At 42.2% G+C, this 18,645-nt stretch carries 13 protein-coding genes, 2 rRNA genes and 1 other annotated feature; of the genes, 1 reads left to right on the top strand and 14 read right to left on the bottom strand.

Features of this window, described 5'->3' with window-relative positions; genetic code table 11:
* Window positions 1–2: 2 nt before the first annotated feature.
* The 12 genes from cysS to L1999_RS00520 all read right to left on the bottom strand — a co-directional run bounded on the left by cysS (window position 3) and on the right by L1999_RS00520 (window position 13,865).
* The gene (gene cysS, locus L1999_RS00575) at window positions 3–1,400 is read right to left on the bottom strand and encodes a cysteine--tRNA ligase (RefSeq protein ID WP_235741819.1); all 1,398 of its coding nucleotides are present in this window, start codon (window positions 1,398–1,400) and stop codon (window positions 3–5) included.
* The gene (gene cysE, locus L1999_RS00570; protein ID WP_235741818.1) at window positions 1,381–2,055 is read right to left on the bottom strand and encodes a serine O-acetyltransferase; all 675 of its coding nucleotides are present in this window, start codon (window positions 2,053–2,055) and stop codon (window positions 1,381–1,383) included. The genes cysS and cysE overlap by 20 nt, the downstream gene beginning before the upstream one ends.
* Before the next feature lie 55 nt (window positions 2,056–2,110).
* Window positions 2,111–2,364: a binding site (T-box leader), on the bottom strand.
* 108 nt (window positions 2,365–2,472) lie between these two features.
* Window positions 2,473–3,930: a glutamate--tRNA ligase gene (gene gltX, locus L1999_RS00565; RefSeq protein WP_235744201.1), complete on the bottom strand. Its 1,458-nt coding sequence runs from the start codon at window positions 3,928–3,930 to the stop codon at window positions 2,473–2,475.
* Between the two features lie 70 nt (window positions 3,931–4,000).
* Complete coding sequence (gene ispF, locus L1999_RS00560) at window positions 4,001–4,483, bottom strand: 2-C-methyl-D-erythritol 2,4-cyclodiphosphate synthase (protein WP_235741817.1); 483 nt, start codon at window positions 4,481–4,483, stop codon at window positions 4,001–4,003.
* 136 nt (window positions 4,484–4,619) lie between these two features.
* A complete protein-coding gene (ispD, locus tag L1999_RS00555) occupies window positions 4,620–5,324 on the bottom strand; it encodes a 2-C-methyl-D-erythritol 4-phosphate cytidylyltransferase (protein WP_235741816.1) in 705 nt (234 codons plus the stop codon).
* 58 nt (window positions 5,325–5,382) lie between these two features.
* Window positions 5,383–6,474 (bottom strand): PIN/TRAM domain-containing protein, encoded by a 1,092-nt coding sequence (locus tag L1999_RS00550; protein WP_235741815.1) that lies wholly within the window; start codon window positions 6,472–6,474, stop codon window positions 5,383–5,385.
* Window positions 6,475–6,678: 204 nt separating this feature from the next.
* Complete coding sequence (gene disA / locus L1999_RS00545) at window positions 6,679–7,755, bottom strand: DNA integrity scanning diadenylate cyclase DisA (RefSeq protein ID WP_235741814.1); 1,077 nt, start codon at window positions 7,753–7,755, stop codon at window positions 6,679–6,681.
* 3 nt (window positions 7,756–7,758) lie between these two features.
* Window positions 7,759–9,141 (bottom strand): DNA repair protein RadA, encoded by a 1,383-nt coding sequence (radA, locus tag L1999_RS00540; RefSeq protein ID WP_235741813.1) that lies wholly within the window; start codon window positions 9,139–9,141, stop codon window positions 7,759–7,761.
* A gap of 155 nt (window positions 9,142–9,296) precedes the next feature.
* Entirely contained in the window at window positions 9,297–11,738 is a 2,442-nt protein-coding gene (gene clpC, locus L1999_RS00535) for an ATP-dependent protease ATP-binding subunit ClpC (RefSeq protein WP_235741812.1), read from the bottom strand.
* Between the two features lie 17 nt (window positions 11,739–11,755).
* Complete coding sequence (locus L1999_RS00530) at window positions 11,756–12,826, bottom strand: protein-arginine kinase McsB (protein ID WP_235741811.1); 1,071 nt, start codon at window positions 12,824–12,826, stop codon at window positions 11,756–11,758.
* 1 nt (window position 12,827) lies between these two features.
* Entirely contained in the window at window positions 12,828–13,376 is a 549-nt protein-coding gene (locus L1999_RS00525) for a protein-arginine kinase activator protein McsA (RefSeq protein WP_235741810.1), read from the bottom strand.
* Between the two features lie 27 nt (window positions 13,377–13,403).
* Complete coding sequence (locus L1999_RS00520) at window positions 13,404–13,865, bottom strand: CtsR family transcriptional regulator (RefSeq protein ID WP_235741809.1); 462 nt, start codon at window positions 13,863–13,865, stop codon at window positions 13,404–13,406.
* A 236-nt stretch (window positions 13,866–14,101) separates the two neighbouring features.
* Here L1999_RS00520 and L1999_RS00515 point away from each other — a divergent pair, with 236 nt between their 5' ends.
* Complete coding sequence (locus tag L1999_RS00515; RefSeq protein ID WP_235741808.1) at window positions 14,102–15,247, top strand: acyltransferase family protein; 1,146 nt, start codon at window positions 14,102–14,104, stop codon at window positions 15,245–15,247.
* A gap of 69 nt (window positions 15,248–15,316) precedes the next feature.
* Here L1999_RS00515 and rrf read toward each other — a convergent pair.
* Window positions 15,317–15,432 (bottom strand): 5S ribosomal RNA (gene rrf / locus L1999_RS00510).
* A 78-nt stretch (window positions 15,433–15,510) separates the two neighbouring features.
* Window positions 15,511–18,445, bottom strand: a 23S ribosomal RNA gene (locus L1999_RS00505).
* Window positions 18,446–18,645: the final 200 nt, after the last annotated feature.

The raw sequence follows: 18,645 nt of genomic DNA, 5'->3' as shown, positions 1-18,645 counted from the left end.
AATTAGCCTCTTTTCCACCTTGTGCCTTGCGGTGTATCCTCTAGAATGATATTCATTTCCTTTAGCTGATCCCTAATTTGGTCGGACAGTTGGAAATTTCGATCTCTCCGTGCCTGGTTCCGCTGTTCAATTAGCGCATCAATTTCTTCATCTATCATTTCTTCGCTTCCAAGTGTTAATCCTAATACACCGAATAACTCTTCAAATTTACTGGTAAAAGCTTCAATTACCTCAATGGCTGTATTTTTTTCTAGGAGGTAATAATTCGCCAGTTTAGATAGTTCAAATAGGACCGAAATGGCTAAAGCTGTATTAAAATCATCATCCATCGCCTCAATAAATTGTTCATGCAAGACAGTCAGCTTATCCAGCCACTCTTGATTATGATCCGTTAAATCCGTACTTGCCTCTTTCCGATGGTTTAAATTTTGATACGAGGTTGTTAAACGTTCAAACGCAGCCTTTGTACTTTCAAGTAATTCCTCACTATAGTTAATTGGATTGCGGTAATGAACCGACAGCATAAAGAACCGTAATACTTGTGGGTTGTGTCTTTTGATAATGTCATGAACTAGGACAAAGTTTCCAAGTGATTTAGACATTTTTTCATTGTCAATATTAATATACCCATTATGCATCCAGTACCTGGAGAATAATTTACCGGAAAGAGCTTCTGATTGGGCAATTTCATTTTCATGATGGGGGAAGGTTAAGTCTTGACCTCCAGCGTGAATATCAATCGTCTCGCCTAGGTACTTTTTCGCCATTGCTGAGCATTCGATATGCCACCCCGGACGTCCAAGTCCCCAGGGACTTTCCCAATAAATTTCCCCTTCTTTTGCCGTCTTCCAAAGAGCAAAGTCTAAGTCGTCTTCTTTCCTATCACCGACTTCAATCCTAGCCCCTACTTGGAGGTCATCAACAGATTGATGTGAGAGTTTTCCGTAATCATCAAAGCTTCTAGTCCGGAAATAAACATCCCCCTCTGATTCATAAGCAAAGCCCTTTTCTACCAATTGACTGATAAAATCAATGATGATATCCATATTTTCCATTACGCGCGGATGGACATCCGCCTTTTGGCAGCCCAATGCTGAAACATCCTCAAAGTATGCATCGATAAAGCGATTAGCAATGGTCGGAACATCCTCCCCAATTTGATTAGCTGCGCGAATTAATTTATCATCCACATCTGTGAAGTTTGAAACATACTTCACATCAAAGCCGCGATATTCCAGGTATCTGCGTACCGTATCAAACACGATCGCTGGGCGGGCATTTCCTATATGAATATAATTATAAACGGTTGGACCGCAGACATACATTTTTACCTTTCCTTCTTCAAGCGGTACGAAGGTTTCCTTTTTTCTGGTTAATGTATTATATATTTGAATGGCCATTAACTTCTATCCTTTCATCTTTTAATTCTTGAAGCTCTCGCCTTAATTGAATGAGTTCACTTTCCACGTCGCGGATGCGGTCAGCGATTGGGTCAGGAAGATCGCAATGGTTTAAATCTTTTTCCTTTTGGATGCGGATGCCATCTTGAATGACCACCCTTCCTGGGATCCCGACTACTGTTGAGTTAGGTGGTACCTCTTTTAATACAACCGAACCGCCGCCAATTTTAGAATTTTCGCCTACCGTAATGGAACCAAGCACCTTAGCGCCAGTGGCAATAAGGACATTATCCTTAATCGTCGGATGGCGTTTTCCTTTTTCTTTCCCTGTTCCGCCAAGTGTAACACCTTGATATATAGTTACATTATCCCCAATTTCACAGGTTTCCCCTATGACTACCCCCATACCATGATCAATAAAAAATCTCCTGCCTATTTTTGCACCAGGATGAATTTCAATTCCGGTAAAAAAACGGCTTGCTTGTGACATGACACGGGCAGGGAAATATAATTTTCGCTTGAAGAGTGCATGTGCAATCCGATGTGCCCAAATGGCATGCAAACCTGAATAAGTCAAAACGACTTCAAAAGCGCTTCGCGCCGCAGGATCTTGTTCAAAAACAACCTCGATGTCCTCCTTCATCCGCTTGAACATCGCTCTTCCCCCTTTGCTGTTGTGTATAAAAAGAAAAAGCGCCCCTGTCGCAATCGACAGAGACGCATAATACGTGGTTCCACTCTGATTAGGTCGACTAGCTATTCCCCAACTGGTTGGGCAGAAGCTTATCATTACCTCACTCTACTTGTTAACGGATTACTCCGCCCAAATCTACTCGAGTTGACTCCTTTCGAAATGGGGCTCGGAGGTGCATTTCAAAAAATGGGAGGCTTAAACCACTTTCAGCCGGTGATGGTTCTCTCTTTAAAGCATCATTTTTTTACTTTTCCTCTTCTTCGCTTTATCTTATGTGATTAGGATTCTAACATTGGACCTTGATATCTGTCCAGTTCAAGCGGCTAGTGTACTCCGCTTTTCTTGTTTCCTCTACTATATTACATTTTCTTTATCTTGTTAACTAATAATTTTATTAATTCTGTTTTGGACCTTATTTTTCCCCAATAATTCGATTGCTTGTGGAAGGTCTGGGCCATGTGTTTGACCTGTTACAGCGGCACGAATTGGCATAAACAGATTTTTCCCTTTTTGACCGGTTGATTTTTGTACAGCTTTCATAGCTGCTTTAATACCGTCAGCACGGAAGCTGTCAAGTTGGTCAAGTTCATGAGAAAAAGCCCTTAACACTTCCGGAACTGTTTCACCTGCTAAGATTTCCTTTGTATCTTCTTCATAGACTGCTTCATCCTCGAAGAACATATCCGATAATCCTACGATTTCCGCACCAAAGCTCATTTTTTCTTGTAATAGTCCGACAAGACTGCGAGCCCAATCATGCTGTTCGTCTGTTAAGCTTTCGCTTAGTCGTCCCGCTTTAATTAAGTGCGGCAGAGCAAGCTCCAATGCTCGGTCAACCTCGATCTTTTTCATGTATTGATTGTTCATCCATGCTAGCTTTTGTTGATCAAATAACGCCGGTGATTTTGAAAGACGATTTGCATCAAAAATCTCAATAAACTCCTCTTTTGAGTAAAGTTCCTCTTCACCAGCCGGTGACCAGCCTAACAGTGTAATAAAGTTAAATAATGCTTCTGGAAGATAGCCAAGTTCTTCATATTGTTCAATAAATTGAATAATCGATTCATCACGCTTACTTAACTTCTTACGGCTTTCGTTTACAATTAAGGTCATATGTCCAAAAATAGGTGGTTCCCAGCCCAATGCTTCATAAACCACTAATTGTTTTGGGGTGTTTGAAATATGGTCATCACCACGGAGTACATGGCTGATTTCCATTAGGTGATCATCGATGGCAACCGCAAAGTTATAGGTTGGTGTTCCATCCTTTTTCACCATGACCCAGTCACCCATACCTTCAGATTCAAATGAAACAACCCCTTTGACCATATCGTCAAATGTATAGGTTGTATTTTCTGGCACAGCAATTCGAATACTTGGCTGGCGGCCTTCTGCTTCTAATTGATGGCGCTGTTCGTCCGTTAAATGACGGCATTTACCGGAATAGTGAGGAGTTTCGCCTCTCTCGGTTTGTGCTTCACGTTCTGCTTCAAGCTCTTCTTCGGTACAGTAACACTTATAAGCATGCCCAGTTTCTAATAACTGATTATAGTAAGTTTCATAAATATGGTTTCTTTCAGATTGGCGGTAAGGACCGTATTCGCCGCCGACATCAACGCTTTCATCCCAATCCATTCCTAGCCATTTTAAATATTTTAATTGGCTTTCTTCCCCGCCGGCGATATTGCGTTTCTTATCAGTATCCTCTATCCGGATAATAAATTTACCACCTTTATTCCGAGCAAATAAATAATTGAATAGTGCAGTACGGGCGTTTCCAATATGTAAATGTCCCGTTGGACTTGGAGCATACCTTACACGAACTTCGTTTGACATCATAATGCCTCCATCGAAATATATTGTCTCAACCGATTTATTTTACCATTGTGATTTCTATCTATAAAGCCTAATCAGTAACCTTTTTTAATAAAACAACTGCCTGCGAGGCGATTCCCTCACCTCTGCCGGTAAATCCCAGTTTTTCCGTTGTAGTGGCTTTGACGTTAATTTGATCCGGCGCCGCTTCTAATAATTCAGCAATCCGCGCTCGCATCTGCTCAATATAAGGGGCCATTTTCGGTTTTTGGGCAATAATGGTGCAGTCTGCATTGACTAACTCGTATCCCTTATCTTTGACTAGCTGCCACACGTGTTCAGTAAGTTTGGCAGAGTCGGCATCTTTAAAATTTGGGTCTGTATCAGGAAAATGTTTGCCAATATCCCCCTCGCCAATCGCACCAAGACAGGCATCACAAACTGTATGTAATAAAACATCCGCATCAGAATGGCCCAGAAGCCCCTTTTCGTATGGGATTGTAATGCCGCCAATGATTAGCGGGCGCCCCTCTGTTAATTGGTGAACATCAAAGCCCTGACCAATTCGAAACATTAAAAAAACCCCTTTATTATTAAATTTAATTTAATTCTTTGAACTTAGATAACTGTCTAGCTGCAGCGCCTAGGGGCTCGAGGTCATAAGCCAATCCGTCGAAAAGGTTAAAGAACAACCTTCCCGCCGGCTCGTCTTATGCTTTTCGCCCCTGTTCAAGGCGCTTCCGCTTTTCAAGAATAGCCTCAGCAAAGAATAAATCTTCGGGTGTTGTCAGTTTAATATTATCGTAATCCCCTTCGACAACAGTTACAGGATATCCGATACGCTCGACCAAACTAGCATCATCTGTTCCGAGAAACTGATCCTTTTCGGCTTCTTCATAAGCTTTCTTTAATAAGGAAACGCGAAAAGCTTGTGGGGTTTGAACAGCCCACAAGCTTGAACGTTCGACAGTTTCCACTACCACACCATCATTTACTTTCTTCATAGTGTCTTTGGCCGAAACGCCCATAATAGCAGCACCCGTTTCTTCTGCCTTCTCTGTTAGAGAGTGAATATGGTCCTTTTGAATAAACGGCCGAGCTGCATCATGTACAAGGATAACTCCATCTTCTTTGACTGTCTTAAGGGCATTGTATATGCTGTACTGACGTTCGTCCCCGCCCGGCACCAAATCAGATACTTTCGAGATTTGATACTTTTTTAACAGCTCATTAATTTCCTGAGTGTCCTGTGTATGTATTGCTAAAATAATACCAATGCAGGCTTCATCCTCTTCAAATACCTTTAAGGTATGAATTAGAACCGGAAGACTATTAAGCTCTAATAAAAGTTTGTTTTTCCCCGCTCGCATTCTTTTTCCCAGGCCAGCTGCCGGGATAATGACTTGGTAAGTCATACATATACCTCTCTATCTGTCTCGCTGCAGTACCTAAAAGGCACTGCAGCTTTTCTTTCTAAAGTGCTTTTTCTAACAACTTGGGTTTGGCAAATATCATTCGGCCGGCAGAGGTTTGAAGAACACTTGTTACTAGAACTTCAATTCTCTTCCCAATATATTCTCTTCCTTCTTCTACCACAATCATCGTTCCGTCATCTAAGTAAGCGACACCTTGATGATATTCTTTTCCGTCTTTTATTACTTGAACCGTTAACTCTTCTCCCGGAAGAACAACCGGTTTGACTGCATTTGCTAAGTCGTTAATGTTTAATACCGAGACATTTTGTAATTCACATACTTTATTTAAGTTAAAGTCATTCGTTACAAGGACTCCACTTGTTAATTTTGCCAGTTTTACGAGTTTTGAGTCTACCTCGCTAATCTCATCAAAATCACCTTCATAGATTTCGACCTTAATGGATAATTCCTTTTGAATTCGATTTAATATATCCAAGCCTCTGCGGCCGCGATTTCGTTTTAACACATCGGAGGAATCGGCAATATGCTGTAATTCCTCAAGAACAAACTGCGGAATAACAATTGTTCCTTCTAAAAAGCCAGTCTGACAAATATCAGCAACCCGGCCATCAATAATGACACTCGTATCTAAGATTTTTAAAGCCTTGCCGGCCGCAGGATCCACTTCTTCTTCCTCACCGGACTTCTTCTTGCTGCCTCGATTTCCAAATAGACCTAATAGCTCATCACGCTTTTTAAAACCAACTTGAAAGCCAAGGTAACCAAACAACAGCGTCAATAGAATGGGTGCTACGGCATTTAAAATGGGTACTTGTACGGCGTTAAGAGCAAAACCAATCAAAAAAGCAACAAATAAACCGAAAATTAATCCGACACTGCCAAATAATACATCTGTAACAGGAATTTTCACTAAAGAATCTTCCGTCCATTTAATAAAATTAAAGACATAATCTACTGCCCAAAAGGTAATAAGGTAAAAAATAATAGCCCCTATAATAGCAGTAACATATGAGTTATTAATCAGTGGAATGTCATTGATATGAAGTAATTTAAACAATTCCGGCAGTAATAAGATTCCGAGCGTACCTCCAATAATGAGGAAGCATGCCTGCACAATTCTTTTTAACATTCCTTCACCTCCTCTAATTCATTATAAACATATTCTCAAAATTGAAACCTTGATTTTGTGATTATTTTTTCCAATTTTCATCTTCTAGAATTTAATCCATTTTGTAAAAATCTTACTCCTCATAGGGTAGCATTGGAAAATTTCTGTGTCAAACAAATTGGGGCTGGACATTTTAGCATACTCGATTTTCTTTTTCAATCATTTTCATAGATATCTATCTGTATATAGCCGGTCTTTAATTAAGCGAAAACCCTCTTTAATTTTCTTTGCCCGTACTTCCCCTATTCCTTCCACATCATCAAGTTCTTCCACGGTTGCTGACAGGATGCTGGTGAGTTCCCCAAAACTTGTGATTAAGTTCTCAATGATAATTGAAGGTAATCTCGGAATTTTATGCAGAATCCGATAACCACGCGGGAATTTATTTTCCTCGAGATGAACATAGCCTAGGTAGCCCATTAATTTCAACAATACCATGTCCTCAATCGTGCCGCTAGTTGCCAATGACTGCATCCGCTGAAGCACATCCCGGGCCTGGACATCCCGCTCATTCGCATAATCTTTAATAATCAGGATAATTTCTTCTTCAAGGTCTGTTAGAATTTCATTCATTTGCAGCCGAATCAGCCTGCCTTCTGTCCCCAGCTCATGTAAAAAGGTTAATAGTTCATTTTTTATTTTTAGGACCATTTCAAAACGATGAAGAACGAGTAAAAAGTCATTATACGTTACCGACTCTTCAAACTCTAAAATACTTAGATTCGTTATACTTTGTTCAAGAACAACCTTATATTTTTCCAGTGTCTGAATCGCTTGATTAGCTTTTGTTAAAATGACAGCAATATCCTTTAAGGAATAACGAAAATTCCCTTGATAAAGGGTAATTACATTTCTTCTTTGTGATATGGCAATGACCAGAGCCTTCGTTTGTTTGGCGACTCTTTCCGCTGTGCGATGCCGCATACCTGTTTCTGTTGAAGGAATCTCAGAATTTGGTGCGAGCTGGGCATTGGCAAATAGAATTTTATTACCTAACTCGTTAAGAATGATCGCACCATCCATTTTGGCCAGTTCATATAAAAAGCTTGGTGAAAAGGAGCAATTAATGGAAAATCCACCATCCACAATGCTTTTTACCTTATCGTTATACCCAATTACGATCAGTCCGCCTGTATTGGCTCTTAAAACATTATCAATTCCCTCTCGAAGAGGCGTACCAGGGGCAATAAACTGTAAGACATCAATTACCGTAGTTGCCTCGCCAAGTTTCTTATTTTCCATCTGCTACCCTCCTAACGCTGCTTGCAGTGCCTCACTAACGGAGGAAACACCTATAAGCTTAATCCCCTCTGGGCCCGTCCAGCCACTTAAATTATTAGCTGGTAAAATAATGCGCTCAAAGCCTAATTTGGCTGCCTCCTGAACGCGCTGTTCAATTCTTGACACCCTTCTTACCTCTCCAGTCAAACCAACTTCACCGATAATACAGTCGGTAGGTCTTGTCGGGCGATCCCTAAAGCTCGAAGCAATACTTACGGCAATCGCTAAATCAATCGCTGGTTCATCCAGCTTAACTCCTCCAGCAACCTTTAAATAGGCATCCTGATTGGCTAGAAGCATACCAACCCGTTTTTCCAAGACTGCCATTAAAAGTGGTACCCGATTATGATCAATTCCTGTTGCCATTCTTCGTGGATTTCCAAAACTCGTGGGGGAGATAAGTGCCTGAATTTCAACGAGAACCGGACGCGTTCCCTCCATTGAAGCGACAACCGTCGATCCAGCTGCCCCCCGAGATCGCTCTTCCAGGAAAATTTCTGATGGGTTTTCTACTTCTTCGAGTCCAAATTCCTTCATTTCAAAAATGCCCATTTCATTTGTAGAGCCAAAACGATTTTTGACGGCTCTAAGGATTCGGTAAGTATGATGTCTTTCCCCTTCAAAATAAAGCACGGTATCGACCATATGTTCTAAAAGCCTTGGCCCGGCAATAGAACCTTCCTTGGTCACATGCCCAACAATAAAGATGGCGACCCCTTTGGTTTTGCCGATCCTCATCAATTCCGATGTGCATTCCCGGACCTGAGAAACACTTCCAGGTGCTGACGTTACCTCTGGATGGAAGATCGTTTGGATAGAGTCAATAATAACAAAGCTGGGATTCTCACTATCAATCGTCCGATTTATTTCTTCAAGGTTTGTTTCTGAATAAACTAATAGGTTTTCTGAGGAAATCCCCAGCCGTTCCGCACGAAGCTTTGTCTGTCTTAATGATTCTTCACCAGATATGTAAAGAACAGAATTGCCTTTATTCGCGAGCTGTGAGGATACTTGCAAGAGAAGTGTAGATTTCCCTATTCCCGGGTCACCGCCAATTAGAACTAACGAGCCCTTAACGACACCACCGCCCAATACGCGGTTTAGCTCTTGTAAGTCAGTTAAAATTCTCGGTTCGTTTTCCATTTCAATTGCATTGATCTTCATTGGTTTGGTTAATAGATTAGAACCGGTTTGTGAATGAGCAAATGCTCCTCTTCTTTGAGCTCCTGTTACTTCTACTTCCTCAACCATCTTATTCCATTGTCCACAGCCTGGGCATTTCCCCATCCATTTCGGGGATTCATAACCGCATTCTTGGCAGATGAACTTTGTTTTCCTTTTTACCATTACCTTCAACCTTTCCTAACCACATGGAATTATATCCAACCCGCTAATACCCTGAGTATTTATTGATAAATAAAAAAGAGGCACACGGGTTGACTTTATTCACGTGTACCTCTTGCAATGTGTTGTTAAGCACTAAACTATTCGTAAGTCTTGATTTATTTTGCTAAACTTGTTTGTTCTGCCATTCTCACAACGAACTCACCGTTGAGTACATCTATTATAGCATGCTGTCCCGTTAATAATGTCCCTTTTAATAATTCTTCAGACAGACGATCCTCAATATGCTTTTGAATAGCACGGCGCAGTGGTCTTGCTCCATACTCTGGGTCGTAGCCTTCTTGAGAGATCTTCTCTTTTGCTGCAGGTGTTAATTCTAGTGAGATATTTTGCTCTTTTAATCGTTTTACCAATTGATCAGATAAGAGGGTGACAATTTCCTCAAGATGCTTTTTCTCTAACGCATGGAAGACAATAATTTCATCGATACGATTCAAGAATTCCGGACGGAAGGCCTTTTTAAGCTCATCCATCACTTTACCCTTCATATCTTTGTAATCCTGTTCCCCATCTTGAATATTGAAGCCCACAAACTTATTTCGCTTTAATGCCTCCGCACCCACGTTGGATGTCATAATAAGGACCGTGTTTCGGAAATCAACTGTTCTTCCCTTTGAATCGGTTAAACGCCCATCTTCGAGAACTTGAAGCAGGATATTAAAGACATCTGGATGTGCCTTCTCGATTTCATCTAACAAGATGACAGAATACGGTTTTCTGCGAACCTTTTCGGTTAATTGCCCGCCTTCTTCATAACCGACATATCCAGGAGGGGAACCCACAAGGCGGGATGTAGAGTGCTTCTCCATATACTCCGACATATCGATTCGAATCATCGAGTCCTCATCACCAAACATAGCTTCCGCAAGGGCACGTGCCAATTCTGTTTTCCCTACCCCTGTAGGACCAAGGAACACAAATGAACCGATTGGACGTTTTGGATCCTTTAATCCCGCTCTAGCACGGCGAACGGCCTTGGAAACAGCTATAACCGCTTCCTCTTGCCCAATGACACGGGAGTGTAACGTTTCCTCTAAATTAAGTAATTTTGCTGTTTCAGTTTGCGCAAGCTTAGAGACCGGTACACCCGTCCAGCTCGAAACCACACTGGCAATATCTTCTACGGTCACTTCGTTATTTTCTTTTCCTTGTTTTTCTTTCCATGTTTTCTTCGTCTCTTCCAACTGTTCACGGAGACGCTGCTCTGTATCTCTTAAAGAAGCCGCTTTTTCAAATTCTTGACTTTGAACAGCTGAATCCTTTTCTTTTCTAACATCCTCCAATTTAACCTCTAACTCTTTTAAATTTGGAGGAGTTGTATAAGATCGAAGTCTTACCTTTGAACCTGCTTCATCAATTAAGTCAATTGCTTTGTCAGGAAGGAAACGGTCAGAAATATAACGATCTGAAAGCTTAACAGCTGCCTCAATTGCCTCATCGGTAATCGAGACGCGGTGATGGGCTTCATATCGATCACGTAAGCCTGCTAGAATTTGAATCGATTCCTCCATTGTTGGTTCATCCACCCGAATTGGCTGGAAGCGGCGTTCAAGAGCAGCATCTTTTTCAATATATTTACGGTATTCATCCAGTGTGGTCGCACCGATACATTGAAGCTCACCACGTGCAAGGGATGGCTTAAGAATATTAGACGCATCAATTGCTCCTTCTGCGCCTCCCGCACCGATTAAGGTGTGCAGCTCATCGATAAATAGAATGATGTTTCCTGCTTGACGGATTTCATCCATTACCTTTTTCAAACGGTCCTCAAATTCTCCACGATATTTCGTTCCAGCAACAACCGTTCCCATATCCAGAGTCATGACACGCTTATCACGCAGAATTTCAGGTACTTCATTGTTAACAATTTGCTGAGCAAGCCCTTCAGCAATAGCTGTTTTACCAACACCAGGCTCCCCAATTAATACAGGGTTATTTTTCGTTCTACGGCTTAACACTTCAATAACACGTTGAATTTCTTTACTTCGGCCAATGACTGGATCCAGACTGCCTTCTCGGGCAATCGCAGTTAAATCTCTTGCAAGACTGTCAAGTGTAGGTGTATTAGCACTCACGGAAGCCCCCCCTTGGTGCGAGCCGGATTCATTACTTCCTAATAACTGGAGTACTTGCTGACGTGCCTTATTCAAGCTGACGCCAAGATTATTTAATACCCTTGCAGCTACCCCTTCTCCTTCACGAATTAAACCAAGGAGAATATGCTCGGTACCCACATAAGAGTGTCCTAATTTTCGAGCTTCATCCATTGATAGTTCAATCACCTTTTTAGCTCTTGGAGTATAGTGAATGGTTTGAGAAGTTTCCTGTCCTTTGCCGATTAGATTCTCTACTTCTTTTTGAATTTTTTCTGAACCTAACCCAAGGCCATAAAGTGCTTTTGCTGCAATCCCTTCACCTTCGCGTACAAGTCCTAATAAAACGTGCTCAGTTCCAATGTTATTATGACCAAGACGAATTGCTTCCTCTTGTGCCAGTGCCAGAACCTTTTGTGCTCTCTCGGTAAAACGTCCAAACATCATATTCTCTTCCTCCTCACCTATTTTTCATTCTCCAAGTTTATACGGTCCCTAATTAAAGCGGCTCTTCGGATATCCCTTTCATGCGGCCGTAATGGACCGCCCGCATATTGCTGAAGAAAACCCGGCTGGGTTAAAATCATTAATTCATTTAAAATGGTCTTCGGCATATTTTTTATATACCCCATATCTATACCAAGCCGAACATCCGATAGGCAGCGGGCTGCTTCCTTCGATTCAATAATTCGGCTATTAGATAACACCCCTAATGAGCGGAACACTCTGTCTTCTAATTGTATGTTAGAAGTTTTGCGTAATGCTTCACGAGCAGACCTTTCTTGTGAAATTAGCTGACTCGCTACTCCCTTTAAATCCCGGCTGATATCTTCCTCTGATTTCCCCAGGGTTATCTGATTAGAAATTTGAAAAATATTCCCCAGTGCTTCACTGCCCTCTCCATAAATACCTCTAACCACAAGACCTAACTGATGAATAGCAGGAATGATCCGATTAATTTGCTGTGTTAAAATTAATCCGGGCAGATGCATCATGACAGATGCTCTAAGACCAGTGCCAACATTAGTGGGACAACTAGTTAAATAGCCATATTTTTCATCAAATGCATAATGGATTTGTTCTTCAAGCCAATCATCTATTTCATTCGCAGCCTGTAATGCTTCTGCTAATTGCAGACCAGGAAATAAACACTGAATACGAATATGGTCCTCTTCATTTATCATAATACTAACTTCTTCATTTTCTGTTAATAGAACAGCACCATATGGAGAATCCTCCGCCAATAGTGGACTAATTAAATGCTTTTCTACTAAAACCCGCTTCTGAAGAGGCTGCATTTCATCCATTTTCAATAATTCCATTTTACCGAAGTTCTCAACTGGTGATTTTTTTAGAATATCCTCCATTGTATCTATAATCACTTTTGCCTCTTCATGTGAAAAAACAGTTGGGAAATTATACGATTCAAAATTTCGTGCAAGACGAATCCGGGAACTAAGGACAATATCGGAATCCGGACCTTCTTCGCTCATCCAAGAGCTGACCGCTTGATTAAAAAATCTTTCAACCGACACTTTATTCCCCTCCCTCTTCATTTCCAGCTACTTGTTTCTCTAATGTGCGGACTTGATCGCGAATTTCAGCTGCTTTCTCAAATTCCTCTTGTCTGATAGCCTCTCTTAATTCCAATTTCAACTCTTCAATCTGTTTGCGAAGTTGAAACTCACCGCCTATTCTTTTCGGAATTTTACCATTATGGGTCCAATTGCCGCTATGAAGGCGCCTTAAAACAGGCTTTAACTGATCTTTAAATGTCTCATAACATTGAGCGCAGCCAAAACGGCCAACTTTTAAAAATTGTGGAAATGTCATTGAACAATGTTGACATTGAAGGATTTCCTCTTGTTGAAAAGGACTTTCACTCGGCTTTTGAAAAGATGGATCAATATTTAATAAACCTGCCAATAGGTTGTTAAACGCAAAGCCCGATTCCCCGTTCAAGATAAACATTTCGCCTTTCTCATGAGCACACTTCTCACATAGATGGACTTCTGTTTTTTCCCCATTAATAATTTTGGTAAAATGAAGTGCTGCAGGCCTTTGATTGCATTCCTGACAAATCATCTATTTTCACCTCTTTAGGCTGCATAATTATTTATATTTTAAAGAAGTTAACATTGCTTTTAACATTCGCGCTCTTAATTCATCGCGGAATGGAAGATCAATATATAGTACAGAACGATCAATGACACTTAGCATAATTTTTGCTTCGCGTTTTGTAATGACCTCCTCGTGAACAAGTCTTATGATTACGTCTTCGGCAGTCGCTTGACTTATTCGATTGTTAACAAGGGAAAGCAAATGATCAATTAAATGGGCTAAGTCGTGGGATTGGACCTTCATTATCCGAATATATCCACCGCCGCCCCGTTTACTCTCAACAATATATCCTCGTTCAATCGTAAAACGGGTATTAATAACATAGTTTATTTGTGAAGGAACACATTGAAATTTATCGGCTATTTCACTTCTTTTAATCTCAACAAGGTCTTCTTCACTCATTTCTAAAACCTGCTTTAGATATTTTTCAATAATATCGGAAATGTTTCTCATCTTCCCACCTCCCATCTTCTGACTTTGACTATATTTGACTTTAATTATACTGAAAATTTTATGGAGATGCAACGATTCACTATTACTGATTTTCTCCAAATTTCACGGTTGCGAAACCTAAAAAGCCCAGAAATTAAGCTTTATATAATTCGACTATTTTCGTAATTACCGCCTATCTAAAAAATGTTTCTCATTGTAAGATTAAATTAAGTAATTTTTTGAAAAGGAGTAATAATATGGATAATTTTCGTAGATATGATATTGACTGGCTGAGGATTTGCGGAATACTGCTGTTATTTCCCTTTCACTCCGCTAGAGTGTTTGATCACTGGGATCCTTTTTATGTAAAAAATGAGAGATTAAGCTGGGGAGCAAGCTGGTTTATCAGCATAGCGAACTTATGGTTCATGCCCTTACTATTCTGGTTGGCGGGATCTTCCAGCTGGTACGCACTAAGAGTTAAATCTACACCCTTTTTTTTAAAAGAGAGATTCACACGTTTGTTCATCCCGCTGTTTATGGGAGTATTATTGATTGTCCCACCCCAAGGATACTTTGCCGTTTGGGATCATAGCGGAAAATCACCAGGATCGTATATTGCATTCTTAAAAAACTTCTTTACTGACTTCACTGACTTATCTGGTTACTACGGCAGCTTTACTCCTGCACATCTGTGGTTTATCCTTTATCTGTTTGTTCTTTCAATAGCTGCATTGCCAATTTTTCATTTATTTAAACGTCACCGAAAGACAACCTCCTTCAATAGCATCTTTAGTAAGCCATTATTTTTTACTTTGCTTTTTATTGTTTTAACTTTGAGTCAACTATTACCTGCTCCCGGCGGGCAAAACCCATTTTACTTTTTGGTACTTTTTGTAACTGGCTTTATATCTTGCAGCGACCAGAGATATCAAGAGATGTTTAATAGGGTTCGCTTTAAGATGCTGGGATGTATGCTTATCTTTGTACCTGCCTGGATTCTATTAGCATGGCGTTATCCACATGGGGATAACCTTTCTTCAATTACAATTTTATTAACAGTGTTGAGAACATTTAATGTTTGGGTTGGTTTAATTGTAATTTTAGGATATGGACATAAATTTTTAAATTTCAAGCATAAATGGCTGCCCTATTTAAATGAAGCTGCTTTCCCTGTTTATATCATTCATCAAACTGTACTAGTCATACTTGGGTATTTTGTCATTAGACTAGACCTGGAGATCCCTTATAAATACCTGTTGATAATGTTTGCAACTTTAACTATTTCTCTTGCTATTTATGATCTGATTATAAAACGAACAATCATTACACGATTCCTGTTCGGAGTTAAAGCTAATAGGACAAATTTTAAACGAATACAGTCTAAGAATAAAAGTCTCTAAATAACCGATCTAATCAAAGAAATAAAATCGCAAAAAAAAGACAACCCTTTACGGATTGTCTTTTTTTTTGCCTGGCAACGTCCTACTCTCACAGGGACAAAGTCCCAACTACCATCGGCGCTGAGAAGCTTAACTTCCGTGTTCGGTATGGGAACGGGTGTGACCTTCTCGCCTTAATTACCAGACTTATTAAATTAAGAGATCATTCTCTCAAAACTAGATAATGTAGAAGAAATGTTGTAAAAACGAGTTCGCTTATAACTATGGTTAAGTCCTCGATCGATTAGTATCAGTCAGCTCCACATGTCGCCACGCTTCCACCTCTGACCTATCAACCTGATCATCTTTCAGGGATCTTACTAGCTTGACGCTATGGGAAATCTCATCTTGAGGGGGGCTTCATGCTTAGATGCTTTCAGCACTTATCCCGTCCGCACATAGCTACCCAGCGATGCCTTTGGCAAGACAACTGGTACACCAGCGGTGCGTCCATCCCGGTCCTCTCGTACTAAGGACAGCTCCTCTCAAATTTCCTGCGCCCACGACGGATAGGGACCGAACTGTCTCACGACGTTCTGAACCCAACTCGCGTACCGCTTTAATGGGCGAACAGCCCAACCCTTGGGACCGACTACAGCCCCAGGATGCGATGAGCCGACATCGAGGTGCCAAACCTCCCCGTCGATGTGGACTCTTGGGGGAGATAAGCCTGTTATCCCCGGGGTAGCTTTTATCCGTTGAGCGATGGCCCTTCCATGCGGAACCACCGGATCACTAAGCCCGACTTTCGTCCCTGCTCGACTTGTAGGTCTCGCAGTCAAGCTCCCTTGTGCCTTTACACTCTACGAATGATTTCCAACCATTCTGAGGGAACCTTTGGGCGCCTCCGTTACTCTTTAGGAGGCGACCGCCCCAGTCAAACTGCCCACCTGACACTGTCTCCCACCCCGATCAGGGGTGCGGGTTAGAATTTCAATACAGCCAGGGTAGTATCCCACCGACGCCTCCACCGAAGCTGGCGCTCCGGCTTCTCAGGCTCCTACCTATCCTGTACAAGCTGTACCAAAATTCAATATCAGGCTACAGTAAAGCTCCACGGGGTCTTTCCGTCCTGTCGCGGGTAACCTGCATCTTCACAGGTACTATAATTTCACCGAGTCTCTCGTTGAGACAGTGCCCAGATCGTTACGCCTTTCGTGCGGGTCGGAACTTACCCGACAAGGAATTTCGCTACCTTAGGACCGTTATAGTTACGGCCGCCGTTTACTGGGGCTTCGATTCAGAGCTTCGCGTGAGCTAACCCCTCCTCTTAACCTTCCAGCACCGGGCAGGCGTCAGCCCCTATACTTCGCCTTGCGGCTTCGCAGAGACCTGTGTTTTTGCTAAACAGTCGCCTGGGCCTATTCACTGCGGCTCTTCGAGGCTATGAACCCCAAAGAGCACCCCTTCTCCCGAAGTTACGGGGTCATTTTGCCGAGTTCCTTAACGAGAGTTCTCTCGCTCACCTTAGGATTCTCTCCTCGCCTACCTGTGTCGGTTTGCGGTACGGGCACCTTGAATCTCGCTAGAGGCTTTTCTTGGCAGTGTGGAATCAGGAACTTCGGTACTAAATTTCCCTCGCTATCACAGCTCAGCCTTTACGAGAAGCGGATTTTCCTGCTTCTCAGCCTAACTGCTTAGACGCGCATATCCAACAGCGCGCTTACCCTATCCTCCTGCGTCCCCCCATCACTCAAACGATTCTTTGGTGGTACAGGAATATCAACCTGTTGTCCATCGCCTACGCCTTTCGGCCTCGGCTTAGGTCCCGACTAACCCTGAGCGGACGAGCCTTCCTCAGGAAACCTTAGGCATTCGGTGGATGAGATTCTCACTCATCTTTCGCTACTCATACCGGCATTCTCACTTCTAAGCGCTCCACCAGTCCTTACGGTCTAGCTTCAACGCCCTTAGAACGCTCTCCTACCACTGACATCGAAGATGTCAATCCACAGCTTCGGTGATACGTTTAGCCCCGGTACATTTTCGGCGCAGAGTCACTCGACCAGTGAGCTATTACGCACTCTTTAAATGGTGGCTGCTTCTAAGCCAACATCCTGGTTGTCTAAGCAACTCCACATCCTTTTCCACTTAACGTATACTTTGGGACCTTAGCTGGTGGTCTGGGCTGTTTCCCTTTTGACTACGGATCTTATCACTCGCAGTCTGACTCCCACGGATAAGTCTTTGGCATTCGGAGTTTGTCTGAATTCGGTAACCCGATGAGGGCCCCTAGTCCAAACAGTGCTCTACCTCCAAGACTCTAACTACGTGAGGCTAGCCCTAAAGCTATTTCGGAGAGAACCAGCTATCTCCAAGTTCGATTGGAATTTCTCCGCTACCCACACCTCATCCCCGCACTTTTCAACGTGCGTGGGTTCGGGCCTCCATCCAGTGTTACCTGGACTTCACCCTGGACATGGGTAGATCACCTGGTTTCGGGTCTACGACCACATACTCATTCGCCCTATTCAGACTCGCTTTCGCTGCGGCTCCGTCTCTTCAACTTAACCTTGCATGTAATCGTAACTCGCCGGTTCATTCTACAAAAGGCACGCTATCACCCATTAACGGGCTCTAACTACTTGTAGGCACACGGTTTCAGGAACTATTTCACTCCCCTTCCGGGGTGCTTTTCACCTTTCCCTCACGGTACTGGTTCACTATCGGTCACTAGGGAGTATTTAGCCTTGGGAGATGGTCCTCCCTGCTTCCGACCGGATTTCACGTGTCCGGCCGTACTCAGGATCCACTCAGGAGGGAACGAAGTTTCAACTACAGGGCTTTTACCTTCTATGACGGGTCTTTCCAGACCGCTTCATCTACCCCGTTCCTTTGTAACTCCATGTTGAGTGTCCTACAACCCCAAGAGGCAAGCCTCTTGGTTTGGGCTAATCCCGTTTCGCTCGCCGCTACTTAGGGAATCGCGTTTGCTTTCTCTTCCTCCGGGTACTTAGATGTTTCAGTTCCCCGGGTCTGCCATCAATACCCTATGTATTCAGGTAAAGATACTGTTCCATTACGAACAGTGGGTTCCCCCATTCGGAAATCTCCGGATCAAAGCTTACTTACAGCTCCCCGAAGCATATCGGTGTTAGTCCCGTCCTTCATCGGCTCCTAGTGCCAAGGCATTCACCGTGCGCCCTTTCTAACTTAACCTAAAAGGTTTTACTCTATATTAATAGAGAGAAAAAACTAAAATGGCGATTTTACTCGGTTTTTACTTGGTTTCTTCTATACGATTATCTAGTTTTCAAAGAACGATTTAAAAAAGCTTTGAGAGAATTGCTCCCTCAAAACTAAACAAACAGAAAACCATCAAACAAACATTTTTTTGTCTGGCTCATATGTCCAGCTTA

This window comes from Neobacillus drentensis (assembly GCF_021560175.1).
GTDB lineage: Bacteria > Bacillota > Bacilli > Bacillales > Cytobacillaceae > Neobacillus > Neobacillus drentensis_A.
This window is presented reverse-complemented; position numbering and strand designations above follow the sequence as displayed.